Source organism: Aidingimonas halophila, from assembly GCF_900106955.1.
GTDB classification, from domain to species: Bacteria; Pseudomonadota; Gammaproteobacteria; order Pseudomonadales; family Halomonadaceae; genus Aidingimonas; species Aidingimonas halophila.
Window position 1 is genome coordinate 1 of record NZ_FNNI01000013.1, and the last position, 18027, is coordinate 18027.

The window sequence follows — 18027 nt, forward strand, 5'->3', positions numbered from 1 at the left end:
GTGCTACCAGAACCTGTCGGCTGACCTGCTGCCGACGGCGCTGCAGGACGACAACCCGCTGAAGGTCTCGCGCCTGATGGATGGCAAGCGAGAAAAGTAACTCCAGAGTCCAGGCAGGACGAAACAAGGCGGCCGATGGGCCGCCTTGTTATTCGTTGGTATCTAAAAAGTGCCTTGCAGTCGTTGTCATCAACCTATTTATCGGCATCTTTCAGGTAAGGCGGAATATCCACCCGCCCCTCCGCCCTAAATAGAGCAAGGCGATCCAGAACCTTTGATTCAGAACGAGTCAAATGTTCATCGAGGGCTTTACTGGCCTCCGCAGCTTGCAATTTCAGTATTTTATCAAAAACCCAACGGTGCTCATCAAAAAAGGGCTCTTCATCGGGTAGTGCTATGGAATCACCCAGGAGATGCTTGCTGATCAATAAAATAGGTCGAGTACGACTCAGCATATTAAGTATTTCCTGATTCGCACCCTGACTGATAGCATCACAGTGCAAATCATTCTCCAGCTCATCCAAAAAATCACTCTTGATATCAGGATAGTGCTCGGAAGCATAACTCAGCTTGTTGATATAGTCCTCAACCTGTTCCCTAGGTATTCTGGTCGTGGCGCGACCAATCATGAAAGGTTCTAACTGGCGTCTCGCCTCATAGAGATTATGTAGACGGTCATCATCGAGAGGTACCACATTCCAACTACTATACTTGACCTTTTCCAGGACACCTATCGATTGCAAATGCAACAAAATTCTATGGGTCACTGTACGGCTTACATCCAGAACCCGGGCGAGCTGCAACTCGTTAAGCTCAAACCGTCCTTTCATGGAAGATAATACGACATCACGTTCGACGGTTTCGGCATGAAGAAGCCAGGAATCCTGGCGTTCCACAGAAGTCATACCCTCTACGTCTTTTATATCATCGTGAGTCAAAGGCCTTCTTATGATGTCATCAGGATGCTCACCGACCAAATAACCGCGACCATCAAAACGACTGATCTTACCCTCATCGTGTAACTGTCGAAGCGTCTGTCTGACAGGAGAACGACTCATACCAAACAGATCAGCTATATTCCCTTCCAGCAGGACCAAGCCCGGTTCAAGGCGGCCACTTTCGAGTCCTTTGTTCAGGGCTGAGTAAAGCTGTTCTTTGAGAGTCTTCATCAAGAATTACCGCCTACAACTATCTTCATGTCACAGCACCAACCATCCATGGTACAAACTCATTATTACCATACCCTAGTGACTCACTAGCGCTCAGATCTCCAGAAGCGATGGCAATAATTCGCTCAAAAATAATCTCTCCTAACTCATCAATGCTAGCGACACCATCGACAATCATGCCACAGTTAATATCCATATCTTCTGACATATTTTCATACATAGTGGTATTAGTGGCAAGTTTAAGACAAGGTGACGGCTTATAACCAGATACAGACCCTCTGCCGGTCGTAAAGCATACCACATTGGATCCCGAGGCGATTTGACCAGTTACGGAGACGGGGTCATAGCCAGGACTATCCATGAAATTGAACCCTGCCCTTTTTATCCTCTCAGCGTATTCCAGAACATCATTGAGGCTAGCACTTCCACTCTTTGCTACGGCACCAAGAGATTTTTCCAATATGGTCGATAGCCCGCCGGCCTTGTTTCCGGGAGAGGGGTTGTTATTCAGCTCTGCACCATTGATTTCCGTATAGTGCTTCCACCATGCTATGCGCTCAAGCAATTTTCCAGCAACTTTTTCATCTATAGCACGATTTATCAATAGATGCTCTGCACCGTAAATTTCAGGTGTTTCTCCCAGAATCACGCTTCCACCATGCTTAACTATCATATCGGAAGCGACGCCAAGAGCCGGGTTAGCGGTAATGCCGGAGTAGCCATCCGAACCACCACATTGAAGCGCGACCGTGAGATGTTTCAAAGGTGCAGGTTTACGTTCAATGACACCGTAATTTCTTGCCATTTCATGAACTTTCCGGCATGCCTCCTGTATGCTCGAGCGAGTACCTCCCGTTTCCTGTATATTAAAATACGAAAGCCTTGAACTATCTTCGATTCCAGACTCTTTGACCAGTCGCTTGACTTGATTCGTTTCACACCCTAAGCCAATAATCAAAACGAAGGCAAAATTAGGATGCTGAGCATAGCCGGCAATAACCCGCTCTAGAAATGCAAATCCCTCGGACTCAGTATTCATGGCACATCCAGAACCATGAGTAATAGCAACAACACCATCAAACCCTAAATCATTGATCTCATTAGATTGATTCAACTCGTCGGCTGCTACTTTAGCGACGGTTGCAGAACAGTTGACTGTTGAAAGAATTCCTATGTAATTACGGGTACCCACGCTGCCATCGGCACGATAATATCCCTGAAATGTTCGATCGCTCTCCATGACTTCCATCTGATGACAAGGAGTAAAATCGTCCAATGACGAGTGCCTATCAATCATTGCCAGATTGTGGGTATGAATATGCTCACCAGCAGCGATATCTCGACTGGCAACACCTATTACCTGGCCATATTTGTAAACATGTTCATCTTTATCGATTTCACACAATGCAATTTTATGGCCAGCATCAATGTTTTCATTTGCAATAATGTCTTCATAGCCAATCGGCATTCCACTGGCTATCGCTTTAGAGGCAACACCTGCGTTATCTCGTGCACTCAGTCGAATGACTGCCGACGAGGTGTTAATGAGATCCATTTGTGTCTCCAACCCGATACGTAAAGCAAATTTCAAGGCCACTGCCTCACAACATGACGAAACAGTAGCAAGTTCAAAAGCACCGTCGATTAGACCATCGTCTCAGATAATGGTCATTGAATGCAATGTTCATTTAGTCTAGATTGCCTCAGTGCGCTGATGGGCTTCCTTCGAAGGCCTAACGCAACACAAGTCCAAACCATGAGGAGAACAACATGGATCAAAGCCAGAGCATGGCCAGAATGATCGGACTCACCCTTGTCACAAGCACCTTGGTGGGGCTTTCTCTCAATGCAAGTGCCGCTACCTCATTGCGGCTCGCTCATACTTTCAACCCTGGTGAGGCCAGTTTCGAGTTATTCGAAAAGCTGCCGGACATGATCGAAGAACGGACCGGGGGAGATGTCTCCATTCAGGTGTTCCCTAGCGAACAGCTGGGGTCGGAGGTCGAGCTTCTGGAACAGGCCAGCGAAGGATCCGTCGATATCGTGATTCCCGGCTATTCAGGCGCCAGTACACTCCTGGCGCCAATGGAAATCTCGAATGCTCCCTTCATATTTCAAAGCTGGGATGAAGCCAAGCACATCCTGGAAGGCGATGCGTACCAACCCATTTTCGACGAGCTTGATCAAGAGTACGGATTATCTCCGCTCTCGAAGACGTGGTATTGGGGCTGGCGCAACCTGACAGTCAATGGCGAGGAAATCACCCATGTGTCGGACATGGAAGATTTGAAGATTCGCGTCCCTGAGTCACCAGCCTGGGTCGAGATGATCAATGCCTTCGATGCATCTCCCACGCCGATACCCTTCAGTGAAGTCTATCTGGCTCTGCAACAAGGCACTGTCGATGGTCAAGAAAACCCCATACCAACCATCCACGCCAGAAAATTTTATGAAGTTCAAGATAACTTGATCATGACCCGCCACATGCTTCAGAGCCAAGTTGTCCTTATCAACAGCTCCAGCCTCAATTCACTATCTTCGGAAAATCAAGAAATCCTTGAATCGACCATTCAGGAGCTGTCTGAAGAAAATTACGCAATGCAAAGTAATAGAGAAGAAGAAATGCTTAACGAGATGAAGAGTGAAAATTTGATCAATGTTGTTGATGATATTGATCGTTCGTCATTCGAGGAAGCGGCGCAATCCGCATACTCCGAGCTGACCGAACGCTGGGGAGAAGATCATTTCAATCGTATTTCAAATGCAATAGAAGAATATCGATCCTCCAACTAACTGGCAGCAACGGGCTCTTCTATAACCTTGAGGAGCCCGGCTACTTAGGAGTTAACCATGAAAAGATATTTAATATATTTAAATAGCCGGATTCTCAAATGTGAGAAAATACTGGCGGCAGCACTCCTAGGTTCCGTCACTTTGCTGCTGGTGATTGGAGTATTTTCCCGTTACGTCGTCGGCTACCCGCTGGTCTGGAGCGAAAGTACAGCAAAATTGTTGATTGTATGGATCACATTCGTGGGTGCCAGCATTGCATTCGCGGACAAGGAGCACATCACTGTTGATTCAATCATAAAGAAAATACCGAAAGGCCCTCGATTTTTAATAAGATCTATAATTTTCATATTCTCTATCATTATTTTATCGTATATGGCATTTCTAGGTTATCACTACACATTAGGTGTCGCTAACAATACTTCTCCCATACTCGGCATCTCCATGAGCTTTTTCTCCGTATCAATGCCTGTAATGTTCATCATCAGCATATTTCACCTAGCAATAAACCTTTTTGTAGAGAGAGGGTTTGTTGCTTTCGAGGAAGACACATAAGTTACGGGGAATTATAATGCTTTTTTTCATAATCCTTTTGCTCTTTACCCTGATTCTACTTGGGATGCCCATAGCGTTAGCTATGATGGGGGTATCCGTTATCTCTATAATTGCTCTGGACATCCCGATGAATGTCCTAGCGCAACGCGTATCGTCCGGTGTCCAGTCATTTCCCTTGCTCGCCATTCCACTTTTCATGCTAGCCGGTGGAATCATGAATAAAAGCGGAATCAGTGAGCGTCTGTTTGATTTCTGCCGTGCGCTGGTCGGTCATCTACGTGGGGGACTCGCCCATGTCAATGTCCTCTCGAGTGTCTTGATGGCAGGTATTTCAGGATCCTCACTGGCGGATTGCGCAGCTACCACAAGAGTCATGGTGCCCCAGATGGAGAAACACGGCTATGACCGGGGTTTTTCCGTTGTTCTGACCACCTCTTCGGCCACACTGTCACCTATCATTCCCCCATCGATTCTGATGGTCGTCTACGGATGGCAAGCCAATATATCCATCGGTGATCTTTTCATTGCAGGTATTCTTCCTGGACTGTTGATTGCTTTTCTATTGACGGCCTTGATCACTGCCGTCAGCTTTTTCAAGCAATACCCTAAAGACTCAGCATTCAACAGGGCCCGTGTATACAAGACATTGAAGACGTCGATCTGGGCCCTTTTCATGCCGGTCATCATCATCGTCGGCTTCCGAATGGGGATATTTACAGTAACTGAAGTTGCTGCCATTGCAGTCGCATACTCATTTGTTGTAGGAAAGTATGTTTACGGATCACTAAGCTGGAAACAACTGGGCGAGCTCCTGGTATCCACAGCAAAAGAGGCATCATCCATACTAATAATCATCGCCGCATCAGCGCCCTTATCCTGGTCTTTGAGCATCCTTCAGGCACCACAGGAAGTCGTGTCCTGGATTACCAGCATTACTGATAACCCCTGGGTCGTACTGCTACTCCTCAATCTGTCACTCTTGGTTATCGGCATGTTCATGGAAACAATAGCAGTCATCATTGTTCTTGTTCCGATACTGATCCCATTGCTCAATTCCCTGGACATCAGTCTGGTTCATTTCGGCATTGTAATGCTGTTTAACTTATTGATTGGACAGATCACACCTCCTCTTGGTGTTCTGATGTTTGTCAGCTGCAATATCGCGCGCCTCGATACACTCCACTTTTTACGCGCATCTGTTCCGTTCTTTCTGACACTCCTGGCAGCACTGTTGATTATAACATATGCTCCATCGCTTTCTTTGGTTTTCATTGACTGAGGTAATTATGGATAACTTACACCTGGTACAGGTTTCTAATGATCATGGTGAACCGGTAGCTGCACGTGTTATGGGCGGATCGCTACAACTATTGGAAAAGAGCCTTTATCAAATTGCTTCAATGGCTGCTAACAATGGGCTTTCGTTACATGAACTGATTGATCAGCACACAACGAAGACAACACTTGATTATGAAAAGGCCATTCATGATAGGCGTATTCTCCCGCCTATCACGCATCCGGATCCATCCCACCTGCTATTGTCTGGTACCGGACTGACGCATTTAGGAAGTGCGGCTCCACGCCATAACATGCATGACAACTCATCCGGAGACGAGACTGAACAGAAAAGTACGACAGATACTCAGCGCATGTTCGAATTGGGCTTACAGAGCGGGAAACCGCCCGCCGGACAGGCTGGTGTACAACCGGAATGGTTCTACAAAGGAACCGGACATAACCTGAAATCTCCTTATCAAGCGCTGGAGCTACCGGATTTTGCTCTTGATGGCGGGGAAGAAGCCGAGTTAGCGGGTATCTACATCATCAATGATTCAGGTCGAGTATTCCGCATTGGCTATACCTTGGGTAATGAATTTTCCGATCACGTAACTGAAAAGAAAAATTATTTATACCTTGCACATTCCAAGCTACGTGATTGCAGCATCGGTCCAGAAATCATTATTGGAGACCTTCCAGAAGAAGTGACAGGCCATATTTCAATTCACAGATCAGGTGATATCATTTGGTCTCGGGATTTTACCAGCGGCGAAAAGCATATGTGTCACTCCTTTTCCAACCTGGAATACCATCACTTCAAGTATGCACAGTTCAGAATTCCCGGGCAGATTCACGTGCATTTTTTCGGAGCTGCCACTCTAAGTTTCGCCGACGGCATTCATCTACAGACAGGAGACAAGATCAAAATATCAAGTAGCATGACAACTTATCCTTTGGAAAATTCGCTATACAAGACAGCGACTTCTTTTCCCTCCGTAGAAACTTTATAGACTGAAGTTACCGGCTGGCAGAGAGGTGAATCTCAAACATATACTATGTGAATGAGTATTTTCAGCTATACCATCATTCCATAAGGCCACCATCGTCACCAACGAGGTAGAGAATGCCTCCCTCGTTGGTGGCGACAAGTGGAGAAAAGCAAGTGATCAGCCATGACTATACTTGTCCAGGTATTACTGCATCCACATAAGAAAAGCATAATAATATCAAAAAAAGGAAACCCATCTAATCAACTTATAGCTATAGACAATGGTATCAGACGTTGGCAATGCCGTGGGATCCTTCTTCAAGGACAGAAACAATACCTTCGCATGCATCCAGGATATGTTTTTCCAATAATTCACAGGCGTTTTCCACTTCGCCTCGCCGTGCCAACTCCAGCAATTCGTGGTGTTCCTTTTCCGCCTTTTCAATTTCCTGGGTATATAGCAACTGCATCCGGATATAACGGTCGGACTTGGTATTGATCTGCGTTATCAGCGCTAGTGTTTCAGGAAACCCCGCAGGCGCATAAAGGGCCTTATGAAACGCAAAATTATACTCGCTCCAATTATCTATATTACGGCCACTATCGAGAGCTGAGTCATATTTCAGCAAAATATTTTCAGCTCCCTCTAAATCTTGGCTGGTAAGATTAGGAATTGCCGCTTTTAATATATATTTTTCGAGCAGCACACGCAGATCGAATAATTCACGAATCTTATCGACCGATAATTCGGTCGTGAAGGCACCTCGATGGGCATGGAACTCCACCAACCCTTCCGATTCCAGCGTGAATAACGCTTCTCTGACAGGAATCCGGCTCACCGCATAGTCTTTTGCCAACGCATCCTGGCGGAGTTGCGTACCCCCTTTGAATTCGCCTCCCAGGATACGCCTGCGAAGATCATCCGCCACATGTTGAGCGCGCGTTTTAAACGTTTCCATAGTGCCGACGTGACTCAAAAGTTTTATATATTTTATACAAATAAACGACCGGCGTCCATGCGACAGGACGCTCTGCTTTGTGGCTCGATAAATAGACGATAGGTACAAGTTGCAAGCATAGGGACCGATCTGCGTATCATGGGACCAGTCATACCAATAGACTCAGTACTCCCAGTCGTCATGAGCCAGGCGGGTCATGCGCTGTCATGGTTGAGAATGTCGATGTATGCGCGATAGGCGAAAACCCGGTTACGCTTCTGTCCAGTAATCTCATTCACCAAATCAAGCTCAGTCTCCATCGCGGTCAATACCTTACCCACCGTGGCTGGGGTCAAGCCAGTATGCTGGCATAGGTGGCTAATGTTGGCGATGGGCTGCTGAAAGAGAGCATCAAGTAGCAGCCCCGCCGAGCCTGCCTGTCGGCCAAGCACAGCCAGGCGAGCCTTGTCCTGCTCACATAATCGATTGAGCCGCTGGGCAGTCGTTACCGCCTGAGCCGCTGTTTCCGCCACAGCATCTACAAAGAACAGCAACCAGGACTCCCAGTCACCCGTCACTCTCACTTGCTGCAGCCGTTCGTAATAAACTTGGCGATGCTTTTTGAAAAACACCGACAGATAGAGCAAGGGCTCGTTAAGAATATTAGCTTCGACCAGAATAAGCGGAATCAGTAGGCGCCCAAGACGCCCGTTGCCATCCATGAAGGGATGGATAGTCTCGAACTGTACATGGGTCAACGCCGCCTTGATCAAAGGATCAGTGACTTCCGGAATATCATTGATGAAACGCTCTAGCGCCGACCAGCAAGTCCCCAGGCATTGTGGCGGCGGTGGAACAAAGACCGCCTCATCTGGCCGATGCCCCCCCAGCCACACCTGGTTGTTTCGAAATTCTCCAGGCCCGCGGTTGATGCCACGCCCCGAAGTCATCAACGCCTCATGCATTTCCATTATCAGCCGGTAACTGATGGGAAAGCCCTCACGAATACGTTGAACACCCAGCGTCAAGGCGTTTACATAGCATGAGACTTCCTGCACGTCATCCATGGGCACACCAGGCATTCCTGACATTTCGTAGAGCATCAAGTCACTGAGCGAGGATTGAGTCCCTTCAATCTGCGACGACATGACCGCTTCCTTACGGACATAGCTGTAAAGAAACAGCGACGCATCAGGCAGCAGGGAACTAATGGCATCGAGACGTCCAAGCGCCAGCATCGCCTTGTTGATGCGATTCTGCAGCTTACTGTCGAGTGCTAGCGGTGGCTGTGGCGGTAGCGGATCGGGGAGGAACGCCTGGCAGCGCATCCCACCGGCAATGCTATCTACGTAATCGCCCGTCAATCCTCGTTCCATGGATTCACCTGAGGGTCAGCAGTAACGTTAGGTTAAAATAGTGACGCGCCTTATTTTAGTTTATCCATCAGAATAAAATAAGGCCTCGCATTATTTTAATTCCACGCCTTGGACACGATAGACATGTCGAAAAAACGCATACCTAAAAACGTGCCTGGCATATGGCCAGGCACGTTTTGGTCACAACGTCAGTGCTATCAGCGGATTACTGGGATGTGGCGGGACGTCCCTCGAAGCTATCCTGAACCTCTTCCTTTTCTTTCGACGGCACCCGCCAGATCGCGATGTTGGCGAAGCCATAGAAGATGGTAATCGCAATCACCAGCATGTGATACCACATGAATGGCAAGTAGCTGAGGGTGGCAACGCCTAGCGTCGAAGCCATGAATACACCACCATCCGTCCACGGCACCATGGGCGTCGTGATCGTCCCTCCGGCCTCGGTATTCCGGGATAGAACTCGCCGATCCACGCCTTGATCATCGTAATTCTTTTCGGTGATGGTACTGGCAGTGATCAGCGACACATAAGCCGCACCGCCAAAGACATTGCCGAACAAGCCCCCCAGCATGGTGGAGATCGTCAAGCGGCCGGGATTGTTCGCCCAGCGCAGGAAACTGTTGCTGATCGTCTTCAGCACGCCGATGCGTTCCAGCAAGCCGCCCAGCCCCAGGGCGAAGAGAATCAACGCAATGACTCCCAGCATGGATTCGATACCACCGCGATTCAACAAGGTATCGAGAAACTCGACGTCAGATTCCAGGGAATTGCCGACATACGCGATACGCACGGCCTCGATGGGATCGATCCCCTGCACCATCCAGGCACATAGGCTGCCCAACAGAGCGCCGAAGGCAATGACAGGAATCGCCGGATATCGCCGTGTCAGCAGCGCAATGACAATGACCGCGGGTAACAGCAGCCACACGCTCACGACAAATTGATCTCCAAGGGCCTGCATCGCCACTTGTGCGCGTGAGGTATCAGCACTGTCACTGATATAGAAGAAACCGACCACAAGAAACAGCACCGACGCGATTCCGATAGCCGGCGCACTCACCCAGAGCATCGAGCGAATGTGATCGACGAGATTCACTTTACAAAGTGAAGCGGTCATGACGGTCGTATCGGATAACGGTGACATTTTATCGCCGACATACGCGCCGGAAATGACGGCACCGGCCACGAGAGGAAGCGGAATGCCGAAACTGTGGCCAATTCCCATCATCGCGACACCGGCGGTTCCCGCCGTGCCAAATGACGTGCCGGTTGACAGTGACGTCAACGCACAAATGACGAATGCCGCAAACAGGAATATCTGCGGATTCATGACGGCAAGTCCGTAGTAAATGATGCTGGGAACGATACCGCCGGCAATCCAGGTGCCTATCAACGCCCCGACCGTCGTCAGAACCAGGACGGCTTCCATGCCATTGTATATGCCATCGATCAACCCTTTCTGCATGTCCTCATAAGACATTTTCACCCTGAGTCCCAGGGCCATGACGAGGAACCATGAGATAAAAAGCGCTAGCTGTATCGGTAACTCGAAAACATTGATACAGAGAAATATGATGGCAATGAATCCTACCATGACAGAGATCACCTCTGGCATCGTAGGCAGCCTTGCTGCTGTCATATCAGAAGACATACTGACTCCTTTGCTATTGTTTTGGATGTTTTCCAAATGTCATGAAAAACGAGTAACCTTATAGAATTTCAATGGCATACGATCATCGCCTCTTTGGAATATCTCTTGATTTCCTCCCAACGTCAGGTGATTTATTATTTCAGCGGTTATCGCGGCTTGAGTGAGGCCCAAGTGGTGATGACCAAAGGCAAGAAGTACTTCGCCGTCATCTCCGACACGATCAATAACCGGCAATGAATCAGGCAGCGAGGGTCTGAACCCCATCCATGGAGTCGCGTTCTCGTTATCCAGACGAGATTGAAATAATCCCTCACTCAATTGATGAAGCAGCCATGCGCGACGCATGTCGGGAGGCTGATGAAGTCCGGCAAACTCGACGGTTCCGGCCAATCGCAACCCATCGCTCATGGGAGTCATGATGAATTTTCGTTCCAGAGAGGTCACCGCAACGGGAAGACGATGCGCTTCTCCAGGCAACATCAAGTGATATCCACGTTCGGTATCCAATGGAACATGTATTCCGGTCAGTTCTCGGGTGAGATCTTTCGCATGAGCACCACAGGAAATAACGACTCTTTTGGTAACAATCTTTCCTGAATGCGTTGTTAGCCTTATCTCTTTTCCTCGCTTTTCGGCTTTCATGACATCCGCCGTCTTGAACTCGGCTCCGTGCAATTTCGCCGCATCAACCAGGCTATTAACGACATGCAAGGGATCTATTACATGACCGGTTTCGGGAAAGAACAGCCCACCCTTGATGTGATTGGAGAGTTCGGGAATTCGGTGTCTTATCGCCTCACCTGTCCAGGGTTCGACAGGCACACCCTGTTCAGACATGCGAGTAAAAAGGTGCTCGGATTCTTCCTTGCCTTTCTCGGACTCATGAACGAGAAACGATCCTTCGGTCTTCAATAAGTGGGGCTGGTCAATCGATGCAAGCAGTCGTTTCCAAGCCGATAAGCTACGTTCATTCAGTGCTCGCAGACCAGCGACACTGTTCTGATACGGCCTCTGGCGCAAATTCCAGAGCAACCTGGCAAACCAGGGCAGCGCCTTGGGCACGTACTTCCAGTCCAGCCGCAATGGCCCCATGGGATCCGTCAGCATGCGCGGCAGTCGTTTCAGGATCGAGGTATCGGCAATCGGAAACACCTGCTCGGTAGCCATATGGCCGGCATTGCCATATGACGCCCCCATTCCCGGTGACTGGCGATCCAGCACCAGTACATCCAGGCCCTGTCGGCTAAGCGCCAAGGCGGTCGAGACACCGACGATACCGGCCCCGATCACGACGATATCGGCGTCATAGCCGCCAGAGTGTGCTGTGTCGTCTGCGCCCATGGTGGTCTTGTCCTTGGTATCGATGGCGTCTGCATCATGACTTTGTCGATTGTATAAAATATATTATAGGAAACATTGCTTCAATGTCGACGAAGGTCGATCAGCGCATCAAGGCACCCCCCTCTTCACAATCTCTTTTGAAGATTGTATAAAATATAAAAATCAAAATACAAGATCGCTCCGTGCACCCCAGCACCGGGGCGACATCACAACACCATCCGAGGGCACTCATGAAACAGATCGACGTCATCGACTCCCACACCGGGGGCGAACCCACACGACTGGTACTCCGGGGCTTTCCCGACCTGGAGGGCACGACGATCGCCGAGAAATGCCAGACGTTGCGCCACGCTCACGATCGATGGCGCCAGGCTTGCATGCTCGAGCCACGCGGTCATGACGTCCTCGTCGGGGCCCTGTACTGCGAGCCGGAACGACCCGGCTCCACATGCGGCGTCATCTTTTTCAACAACACCGGCTATCTGGGAATGTGTGGGCACGGCACGATCGGTCTCATTGCCTCATTGCAGTATCAGGGCGTGATCTCGTCAGGAACGCATGTCATCGACACGCCAGTCGGTCATGTGAGTGCGGTTCTGGACGATGATGGCGACGTGACCATCAGCAACGTTCTCTCCTATCGGTACCGCAAGCAGGTCCCTGTCGATGTTCCGGGTGTTGGCATCGTTCACGGCGATATCGCCTGGGGAGGCAACTGGTTTTTCCTCGTCAACGATCACGGCCAATCCCTCCTGCTCGACAACGTCGAACACCTGGCCGCATTCACCTGGCGAATCCGACAAGCGCTCGAGGCTCAAGCCATCACTGGCGACGGTGGCGCCTTGATCGATCATATCGAGTTGTTTGCAAGCGACACGCATGCCGACAGCAGGAATTTCGTGCTGTGTCCGGGAAAAGCCTACGACCGCTCCCCATGCGGGACAGGCACCAGTGCCAAGCTGGCCTGCCTGGCTGCCGATGGAAAATTGGCCGAGAACACGATCTGGCGACAGGCCAGCATTACCGGCAGTCAATTCGACGCCTTCTACCGTTGGGAAGGCGATCAGGTGCGCCCGTTCATCAAGGGACGTGCCTATATCAGCGCGACAAGTTCCCTGCTGATCGACGAGCAGGATCCTTTTGCATGGGGAATCACCGCCTCATGACGACGGACATGTCCGCACACGGACAATGCCAAGCCCCACTAGATCCATGATTCAAGGAGAATGATATGAGCAAAGCCATTCATTGGAGCGGCGTTTTTCCCGCCGTCACGACGCAGTTCAACCCCGATTATTCAGTCGATTACGAGGCGACTCATCGCGTCATTGCCAATCTGGTGCGTGACGGTGTTTCCGGCCTCGTCGTCTGCGGTTCCGTCGGCGAGAATACATCGCTCAGTACAGAAGAAAAAATTCGTCTGGTCGAAATCGCCAAGGATGCCTCTAACAACCGTGTGCCGGTCATCTCGGGAATCGCCGAATTCACGACACAACAGGCGATTGACGTTGCAGCCGATGTCGAGAAAGCGGGTGCCGACGGTATCATGTTGATGCCGGCCCTGGTGTACTCCTCCAAACCATTCGAGACGGCTCAGCATTTCAGGAGTGTCGCCACCAGCACCGACCTGCCGGTCATGGTTTACAACAACCCGCCGATTTATAAATGCGATGTCACCCCGGATATCCTGATCTCATTGGCCGACTGCGACAACATCGTCTGCTTCAAGGACTCTTCAGGTGATACCCGTCGCTTTGTCGATGTCCGCAATGAGGTCGGCGACCGTTTCGTTCTTTTCGCCGGCCTGGACGACGTGGTCGTCGAAAGCATCGCTGTCGGTGCCGACGGTTGGGTATCCGGCATGTCCAATGCGTTTCCCCAGGAAGGTGAAACCTTATTCCGGTTAGCCAAAGCGGGACGCTTCGACGACGCCATGCCGTTGTATGAATGGTTCATGCCGCTGTTGCACCTGGATGCACGTCCGGATTTGGTCCAGTGCATCAAGCTCTGCGAAGAAATCGTGGGACGCGGCACCTCTCTCACACGCCCACCACGCCTGGCACTGCCGGACGACGATCGGGCTCATGTCGAGCAGGTCATGCGCAAGGCGCTGGAAACCCGTCCGTCTCTTCCGGACATCAGCAAGTAACACGATCAGGGCATGCGATGGACCCACTCTCTGTCGCAGGCCCTGCCCTACCGATCCGACTCACTGATTCAACCCTCGGTGATGGAGCAGCCTGGTTTATGGCATATATAAGTACCGATGAAGCGTATTCACTGGCGGAGACCATCCTGAAACAACACGGCTTCAGTGATCGACAGACTCGCGCCCTGACCGATACCGTCGTCGCAGGGCAGCGCGATGAATGCCACTCCCACGGCCTTTATCGGCTATTCAATTGTGTCTCGACCCTGAACGCCGGCAAGGTTGTCGCCGATGCAGAACCCACCGTTCATGAGCCATCCAGTGCCATCGTCCGTGTCGATGCCAATGGCGGATTTTCCCAACTTGCCTTTCAAGCGGGCCTTCCTGTACTGAATGAGAAGGCCAAACGGCACGGCATAGCAGCTTTGGCAATTAACCGTTGCGTCCACTTTTCGGCACTATGGGTCGAAATTGAAGCGATCACCGAATTAGGTCTGGTGGGACTCGCCTGCAATCCGAGTCATGCGTGGGTCGCGCCCGAAGGCGGCAGCAAGCCGCTGTTCGGCACCAATCCACTGGCATTCGGTTGGCCCCGTCCCAATGATGAATTCCCGTTCATCTTCGATTTCGCGACCAGTGCCGTGGCACGCGGCGATATCGAACTCCACCGGCGTGAGCAGAGAGCCATTCCCGAAGGTTGGGGTATCAACGCGGAAGGTCAGCCGTCCACGGACCCGGAAGCGGTGCTGAATGGCGCCATGTTGCCGTTCGGTGGTCATAAAGGGTCTGCCCTGGCAGCAATGATCGAACTGATCGCCGGTCCGCTGATCAATGACCTCACGAGTGAAGAATCACTCGCTTACGATGACGGCAGCAACGCCTCGCCCTACCACGGTGAACTGATCATCGCCATGGACCCGAAGCACTTCATGGCCGGCAATGACGAAGCGTGTTTTGCCCGGGCGGAGACCCTGTTCCAGGGCATGTTGGACCAAGGCGCCCGCCTTCCTTCCCAGCGCCGCTATGAAGCGCGCGAACGCAGCCGCAACGACGGCATTCATGTCCCCGACACGCTGTATCACGACCTAAAGCAGCTCCTGTGATGGACGGACGGCCCTGAGTCCCAGGACACCTTCGGGTGTCCAGGTCAGTTCCTCCCCGGATGGAACTCGCCACCACCTTGCCCCTCATCGGCTAAGATGTCATCGTCACCTGAGAATGCCTATCAGTTCTTGCCAAGGAGCGTATGTTGTGTTCATCGCCATGAATCGTTTCCGGGTCAATCCCGAGAGAGTCGAGGAGTTCGAACGGATCTGGCTGGAGCGAGAAACCCACCTGCAGGGCTTGCCCGGTTTCATCGAGTTCCACATGCTGCGCGGTCCCGAGGAAGAGGATCACGTCCTCTATGCCTCTCACACCATCTGGCGTTCACGCGAGGATTTCGAAGCCTGGACGCACTCCGAGGCGTTCCGCGCTGCGCACGCCAATGCCGGCCAGAGTCGTCGCGAAGGACTCTATCTCGGCCCGCCGAAGTTCGAGGGTTTCGAGGTCATCCAGACGGTCGGCAATGACTGATCACGATAGCCCTGCAAGATTGGCAGACGTCAGCCCAGGTATGGCGGGCCGCCTTTTCAAGCTGGCAATGCCGTTTATCAGTCCCGGGATCGTGTCCGCGCCGCCATCAGTGCCCGCTGATGGCCAGATACAGCCCCGAGAAACCGACGAGGATCAGGCTCAACGCCCAGACCAGGTCGAGGTTGAACCATGTGCGCTTTAGAAAACTGAGCCCGAGGTAATAATAGGTCCCTGCGGCGATCACGCCGCCGGCCACCGTCATGGCGGCGGTATGCGCCAGCGCCACGACGAACGCCGAGCCGATGTTGCGCCCCATCAGTTCACGCGCGGCCGCGTGGCCGGCCTCGCCCGGCTCGGTTCCGGAAATGCCCAGGTAGATCGGCAGCAGCATCAAGCCGGCACCGTGCGCCATCGCGGCGAGAAACGACCAGAGCACCAGGCGCGAGGGAGGCACCCGGGCAAGAATCCTCGGATGCCGGCGACTGATCAGCAGGTAGGCGCCTGCGGCAATCACCAGTGCTGCGGCGCCGACGCGGATTTCGGTCTGCCAGTCGAGCAGTACGGTCATCATGGAGAAGGGCAGCAGAATCGCCAGCATCGCCAGAAGGTGGCCGGCCGCCAGCGCCGCGAGCGCCTTGACCATGGCCTGGCCCCGCCCGTCCATCAGGCTGGACGATACGGCAAGCGGCCACCCCATCCCGGGATTGACGCCGTGATAGACCCCGGAAAGCAGGACGGCCCCCCAAAGGGCCGTCATCGTGCCCGCCTCGTGCCCCATTCAGACGTTCGGATAGCAGAAACTGTCGGTCGAGCAATCACCGCCCTCAAGCCGGACCTGGTGGGCGCGATAGCCCTTGGGGAAGTCGACGTAGAAATCGGGATCAAGCGTCAGACCGCCATTGTCACCGACACGGGCCATGACCATCTGACCGCCCTCCTGCCCGGGATAGAACTGGTTGTCCCATGAGGAATAGAGCGAGTTGGTCCAGTAGACCCTTTTACCGTCGCGGCTGATCTCGACCATCTGCGGGCCAAAGGCGAAGGCACCGCCACCTGGATGGGGCGTGCCACGGGCGATGCCGCCCAGTTCCACCCTTCCGGTCAGGGCCGGGTTCATGGGGTCCGACACGTCATACTGCTGCATCTCGCCCAGGCCCCAACAGGCCACGTACAGGTACTTGTCGTCGAGACTGAGATCGATATCGGTGACCAGCGGTGGCACCGCCTCGAATCCCTGCAGGAGCGGCGGCAGGTTGTCCGCCGCCTCGGGGCGCGGATCGATGGTGATGGTCTTTTTGGACTGCCAGGTGCCATCGTCACCGCGCCACCAGGTGAAGACCGCGCCTTGCAGGTTCGTGGTGTCCACGACAACGCCGCAAAAACCGTAGGATTTCTTCGGGTCGTGCGCGGGCCGGATCTCCAGCGCCATCTGGTAGTTCTCGCCGAAATCTATCGTCTGGATATTCTTGCGCCGGCGCAGATCCCAGAAGTGGATCGAATGGCCGTACCGGTTCGCCAGAAGATCCTCGGCGACGATGCCATTCTCGAACTGCGGTGGCAGTCCCCATTCGGAGCTGACCATGTAGTTCTGCGGCAGGTTCCACCAGAAGTCGTAATGCTTGTCCTGCTTGCCCCGGTCCATCTCGTAACGGCCGAGGATCTCGAAGGTCTCGCAATCCATGATGAAGACGCCGGGCGGTCCGTCCGTGCCGTCCGCGCCGCCGCCACCGAGTGTCGAAACATAGATGCCTTCGGGCCCGCAATGGACGGTGTGGGGACGCGAATAACCGGTCTTCTCGAAGACTTCTTCGGGCTCGATGATCTTGTGGATCTTCGCGTCAAGCGGGTCTTTCACGTCGATCACGTAGATGCGCGAGGACCGGATTCCCGGCACGATCAGGTAGCGGCGCTCGAGGAAGGCATGGCCGGACATCGGCGACAGCGACGAGGAACAGGCGTTCCAGCCGAAATGATGGAACTCGTCGCCTGTATAGGGCATGGCCAGGGTGTTCACGATGGTGCCATAGCGGTCGGAGTCCGGATTCAGATCGACCACGGCGAGCGCGTCCGGCTGCGCGCCGTCCGGGCTGAGCATCACGGTGAAGCCATAGTTCTCCACGGGCGCCTGCATGGCAAGCTGCGCCGTGGCGTGGAATGTCGGATCGGGTCGAAAAGCCATGGTGACCTCCCTTGGAAAGGTCAGGAAATCCACCTGCG

Annotated in this window: 16 protein-coding genes; 8 read left to right on the forward strand and 8 right to left on the reverse strand. The window is 52.3% G+C overall.

From position 1 onward, the window contains the following. Positions 1 to 194: 194 nt before the first annotated feature. Both BLW01_RS18070 and BLW01_RS18075 read right to left on the reverse strand, forming a co-directional pair. Positions 195 to 1169 carry a GntR family transcriptional regulator gene (locus tag BLW01_RS18070; RefSeq protein ID WP_308428105.1) on the reverse strand — a complete coding sequence of 325 codons (975 nt, stop codon included), beginning with the start codon at positions 1167 to 1169 and terminating at the stop codon, positions 195 to 197. Between the two features lie 25 nt (positions 1170 to 1194). After that, the gene (locus tag BLW01_RS18075; RefSeq protein ID WP_092572402.1) at positions 1195 to 2724 is read right to left on the reverse strand and encodes a UxaA family hydrolase; all 1530 of its coding nucleotides are present in this window, start codon (positions 2722 to 2724) and stop codon (positions 1195 to 1197) included. 215 nt (positions 2725 to 2939) lie between these two features. Between BLW01_RS18075 and BLW01_RS18080 the strand changes: the two genes are divergently transcribed. Genes BLW01_RS18080 through araD1 form a run of 4 tightly spaced genes read left to right on the forward strand, consistent with a single transcriptional unit; the run spans position 2940 to position 6802 of the window. Continuing rightward, positions 2940 to 3962 (forward strand): TRAP transporter substrate-binding protein, encoded by a 1023-nt coding sequence (locus BLW01_RS18080; protein ID WP_092572404.1) that lies wholly within the window; start codon positions 2940 to 2942, stop codon positions 3960 to 3962. A 57-nt stretch (positions 3963 to 4019) separates the two neighbouring features. After that, positions 4020 to 4514, forward strand: coding sequence for a TRAP transporter small permease (locus tag BLW01_RS18085; protein ID WP_092572406.1), 495 nt, complete (start codon positions 4020 to 4022; stop codon positions 4512 to 4514). Positions 4515 to 4530: 16 nt separating this feature from the next. Next, positions 4531 to 5793 (forward strand): TRAP transporter large permease, encoded by a 1263-nt coding sequence (locus BLW01_RS18090; RefSeq protein ID WP_092572408.1) that lies wholly within the window; start codon positions 4531 to 4533, stop codon positions 5791 to 5793. Positions 5794 to 5800: 7 nt separating this feature from the next. After that, complete coding sequence (gene araD1 / locus BLW01_RS18095; protein ID WP_092572410.1) at positions 5801 to 6802, forward strand: AraD1 family protein; 1002 nt, start codon at positions 5801 to 5803, stop codon at positions 6800 to 6802. A 265-nt stretch (positions 6803 to 7067) separates the two neighbouring features. Here araD1 and BLW01_RS18100 read toward each other — a convergent pair whose 3' ends face one another. The 4 genes from BLW01_RS18100 to BLW01_RS18115 form a co-directional block, all read right to left on the reverse strand. After that, on the reverse strand, positions 7068 to 7739 hold the full coding sequence (locus BLW01_RS18100; protein ID WP_092572412.1) for a GntR family transcriptional regulator: 672 nt from the start codon (positions 7737 to 7739) through the stop codon (positions 7068 to 7070). Between the two features lie 194 nt (positions 7740 to 7933). Beyond that, the gene (locus BLW01_RS18105; RefSeq protein ID WP_092572414.1) at positions 7934 to 9094 is read right to left on the reverse strand and encodes a Fic family protein; all 1161 of its coding nucleotides are present in this window, start codon (positions 9092 to 9094) and stop codon (positions 7934 to 7936) included. A gap of 205 nt (positions 9095 to 9299) precedes the next feature. Further along, positions 9300 to 10745 carry a Na+/H+ antiporter NhaC gene (gene nhaC / locus BLW01_RS18110; protein WP_092572416.1) on the reverse strand — a complete coding sequence of 482 codons (1446 nt, stop codon included), beginning with the start codon at positions 10743 to 10745 and terminating at the stop codon, positions 9300 to 9302. Between the two features lie 39 nt (positions 10746 to 10784). Beyond that, complete coding sequence (locus BLW01_RS18115) at positions 10785 to 12086, reverse strand: NAD(P)/FAD-dependent oxidoreductase (protein WP_092572418.1); 1302 nt, start codon at positions 12084 to 12086, stop codon at positions 10785 to 10787. A gap of 230 nt (positions 12087 to 12316) precedes the next feature. On the opposite strand from BLW01_RS18115, the gene BLW01_RS18120 reads away from it, so the two are divergent. The 4 genes from BLW01_RS18120 (at position 12317) to hmuQ (ending at position 15810) form a co-directional block, all read left to right on the forward strand. Further along, entirely contained in the window at positions 12317 to 13252 is a 936-nt protein-coding gene (locus BLW01_RS18120; RefSeq protein ID WP_092572420.1) for a 4-hydroxyproline epimerase, read from the forward strand. A 65-nt stretch (positions 13253 to 13317) separates the two neighbouring features. Then, on the forward strand, positions 13318 to 14235 hold the full coding sequence (locus tag BLW01_RS18125) for a dihydrodipicolinate synthase family protein (protein WP_092572422.1): 918 nt from the start codon (positions 13318 to 13320) through the stop codon (positions 14233 to 14235). Positions 14236 to 14333: 98 nt separating this feature from the next. Then, a complete protein-coding gene (locus BLW01_RS18130) occupies positions 14334 to 15338 on the forward strand; it encodes an Ldh family oxidoreductase (protein ID WP_092572424.1) in 1005 nt (334 codons plus the stop codon). Positions 15339 to 15486: 148 nt separating this feature from the next. Then, a complete protein-coding gene (gene hmuQ / locus BLW01_RS18135) occupies positions 15487 to 15810 on the forward strand; it encodes a heme-degrading protein HmuQ (protein ID WP_092572426.1) in 324 nt (107 codons plus the stop codon). 106 nt (positions 15811 to 15916) lie between these two features. Here hmuQ and BLW01_RS18140 read toward each other — a convergent pair whose 3' ends face one another. Both BLW01_RS18140 and BLW01_RS18145 read right to left on the reverse strand, forming a co-directional pair. Then, positions 15917 to 16567, reverse strand: coding sequence for a hypothetical protein (locus tag BLW01_RS18140; protein ID WP_217635561.1), 651 nt, complete (start codon positions 16565 to 16567; stop codon positions 15917 to 15919). Positions 16568 to 16588: 21 nt separating this feature from the next. Next, positions 16589 to 17989 carry a selenium-binding protein SBP56-related protein gene (locus BLW01_RS18145; RefSeq protein WP_092572430.1) on the reverse strand — a complete coding sequence of 467 codons (1401 nt, stop codon included), beginning with the start codon at positions 17987 to 17989 and terminating at the stop codon, positions 16589 to 16591. Positions 17990 to 18027 lie beyond the last annotated feature (38 nt).